This window comes from Actinotalea sp. (assembly GCF_041597215.1).
Classification (GTDB): Bacteria; Actinomycetota; Actinomycetes; order Actinomycetales; family Cellulomonadaceae; genus Actinotalea.
In genome coordinates, this window is sequence record NZ_JBFHHB010000333.1 from 1 (window position 1) to 2,586 (window position 2,586).

Below are 2,586 nucleotides of genomic sequence, written 5' to 3' on the forward strand. Positions count from 1 at the left end.
CGGCAGCGGCGGCGTGCCGATCGTCGAGAACGAGGATGCGACACACGTCTACTCCTACGGCCATGTCGACCCGCAGGCAATGGCCGACGCGGTGAACGCCTGGGATCAGGAGATGGTCGGCGACTTCTCGATGGACTGGCGTACCGGTGCAGACGAGGTGCAGCACGCCTACGCGGTGACCATCAAGGGTGCCGGCGACCCTGAGGGATGGTGGATGTCCTGGCGCGACGTGACCGCCGAGACCCCCGGCGCGTTCCCGATCTCGCTGGTGACGCGATGACCGCCACCGACTTCGTCCACACCGCCTGGTCCGTCATGCTCCTCACGCTCAAGGTCGGCTCCAAGGCGGGAACGACATCGGTCAGCTGCACGTGCGGTTGGGAGCACACCTACAAGTCCCGAGCCAAGGCCCAGAAGCGCGCCACCGAGCACCTCGCGCTGAACGGGGTGACCGCATGACCGCCCCGACGCAGGACACGTTCGACGCGGTCCTCGGTGCCATCGCGACCGACTGGCGACCCTCGCGCGTCGACTCCCGCGAAGCCGTCCGACAGGCCGTCATGACCGCCGCACGCGAGCACCACGGGCAGGTCACCGCAGCCACCGTCCGACCGCACCTGCCGGCCTGGGTCAACCCGGCCTCGATCGGTGCCGCGATCAACGCGTTCCGGCTCGGCGGCTACCTCATCCGCACCGGCTGGGCACCCAACGGCGGACCCTCGCGCAACGGCGCCAAGCGGTCGCCCGTGTACCGACTGACCCGCGTGATCCCGAAGGAGACGACCCCGTGACCCTCAAGTTCAGTGAACGCGGTCACCGGTACACCCTCGACGGGCGCCCCGTCCCCGGTGTCACCACCCTCCTCGGCAAAGGACTCCCGAAGCCCGCCCTCGTCTACTGGTCCGCGAAGGCCGTCGCCGAGTACGTCATGGACAACCCTGACGGGGTCGAGGCGCTCCGTGCCATGGGCCGCGACCCCGGCGTCGCGGCACTCAAGCAGATCCCGTGGCAGAAGCGCGACGAGGCGGCCGTGCGCGGCACCGACGTGCACGGCCTAGCCGAGCAGATCATCCACGGGCGTGAGGTCGAGGTCCCCGAACACCTCGCCGGGCACGTCGAGGGGTACACGAGGTGGCTCGACGCGTTCGACGTCGAACCGATCATCACCGAGGTCCCCGTCGCGAACCGTGCCCACTGGTGGGCGGGCAAGCCCGACGCGATCGTGCGCCTCGGCGGGCAGACGTGGCTCCTCGACTGGAAGACGTCCACCGGGGTGTACGGGGAGACCGGGCTGCAGACCGCCGCCTACGCCCGTGCCGAGTTCTACGCGCCGACCCCCGACGACGAGCAGGCGTTGCCGCACATCGACCGCACCGGGGTCGTGCACATCACCGCCGACGGGTCCTACCTGTACCCCCTCGCGGGCAACCCCGCCGAGATCGACGAGGCATACGGCGTGTTCCGGCACATCGCCTACGTCGCGCAGCGCACCGACTGGATCAAGGGGCTCCTCGGCGAACCGATGCCGGCGCCCGAGAGTGAGGACGCAGCATGAGCGAGCTGACCCCCTACGAGGCGCACACCGACGTCGCCCGGACGGACCCCACCGGGGGCCGCCTCATCGCGTGGGCATCCGCCGCGACCGCCGCGCACTCCCTGGCGAAGTCCCTCGCCGCGACGACGTTCGTCCCCAAGCACTTCCAGGGCAAACCCGGGGACGCCACCGCTGCGATCATCCTCGGCGACGAGCTCGGCCTCTCGCCCCTGTCGGCGCTGCGGTCAATCCATGTCATCTCCGGCACCCCGGGCCTGTACGCCCGCACCATGGTCGCCCTGGTCCTATCCCACGGTCACGAGATCTGGACGGAGGACGAGACGGAGCGGAAGGTCACGGTCGCCGGGCGGCGCCGCGGCTCGGAGCATGTGGAGAAGGTGACGTGGACGATCGACCGTGCCACGAAAGCCGGGTACACGTCGAACGCGAAGTACCGGACGGACCCGATCGCGATGCTGTACGCCCGTGCGTCGGGTGACGTGGCCCGTCGCATCGCCCCCGACGTCCTCGCGGGCGTCCCGTACTCGATCGAGGAGATCGAACTGGCGGAGACCCCGACGGTGACGGTCGCGCGGGGCACTGGTGAGACCCGCAAGGTATCCCGGGCGGCGCGACCCGAACCGGTGGAGCCAGACCTGCCCGAACCGGAGGTGCCGTCGGAGCCGGTGGACGTCACCGACGCGGAGATCCTGCCCGACGAGCCCGACCCGATCACGCCCGCGCAGTCGAAGGCGATGCACGCTGCGCTCGGGCACGCGGGACTCAGCGACCGGGACCTCGGCCTGCGGTACATCAGCGACGTGATCGGCCGCACCGTCGAGACGTCGAAGGACCTCAGCAAGGAAGAGGCGTCGCGGATCATCGACGCGCTCGTCTCCGAGGGGAACGAAGCCGACGCCGCAGCGATCGCCGCACGAGACGCGGAGCAGGCGTCGTGAATCCGGACTGCAAGGGCGAGAAGCACGGCTCGTGCTCCGGAACGGGATGGTCCGAGATCGCCGACGGGCCGATCGCGTGCCCGTGCCCGTGCC

The 2,586-nt window shown here is 70.3% G+C and carries 5 protein-coding genes; all 5 read left to right on the forward strand.

What is annotated here, in order from left to right; all coding sequences use genetic code 11:
• On the forward strand, positions 1-280 hold a 280-nt coding region (locus tag ABWK99_RS15580), incomplete at its 5' end, for a hypothetical protein (protein ID WP_372595601.1).
• A complete protein-coding gene (locus tag ABWK99_RS15585) occupies positions 277-459 on the forward strand; it encodes a hypothetical protein (RefSeq protein WP_372595602.1) in 183 nt (60 codons plus the stop codon). The genes ABWK99_RS15580 and ABWK99_RS15585, both read left to right, overlap by 4 nt.
• Positions 456-791, forward strand: a complete 336-nt coding sequence (locus tag ABWK99_RS15590) for a hypothetical protein (protein WP_372595603.1) — start codon at positions 456-458, stop codon at positions 789-791. Before ABWK99_RS15585 ends, ABWK99_RS15590 begins: the two co-directional genes overlap by 4 nt.
• Entirely contained in the window at positions 788-1,555 is a 768-nt protein-coding gene (locus tag ABWK99_RS15595) for a hypothetical protein (protein WP_372595604.1), read from the forward strand. The genes ABWK99_RS15590 and ABWK99_RS15595 overlap by 4 nt, the downstream gene beginning before the upstream one ends.
• Positions 1,552-2,493 carry a hypothetical protein gene (locus tag ABWK99_RS15600; protein WP_372595605.1) on the forward strand — a complete coding sequence of 314 codons (942 nt, stop codon included), beginning with the start codon at positions 1,552-1,554 and terminating at the stop codon, positions 2,491-2,493. The genes ABWK99_RS15595 and ABWK99_RS15600 overlap by 4 nt, the downstream gene beginning before the upstream one ends.
• Positions 2,494-2,586: the final 93 nt, after the last annotated feature.

Bases quoted from the DNA above. Each gene is read 5' to 3' on its own strand.
- ABWK99_RS15585 (WP_372595602.1), top strand. From the start codon at position 277: ATGACCGCCACCGACTTCGTCCACACCGCCTGGTCCGTCATGCTCCTC.
- ABWK99_RS15600 (WP_372595605.1), top strand. From the start codon at position 1,552: ATGAGCGAGCTGACCCCCTACGAGGCGCACACCGACGTCGCCCGGACG.
- ABWK99_RS15590 (WP_372595603.1), top strand. From the start codon at position 456: ATGACCGCCCCGACGCAGGACACGTTCGACGCGGTCCTCGGTGCCATC.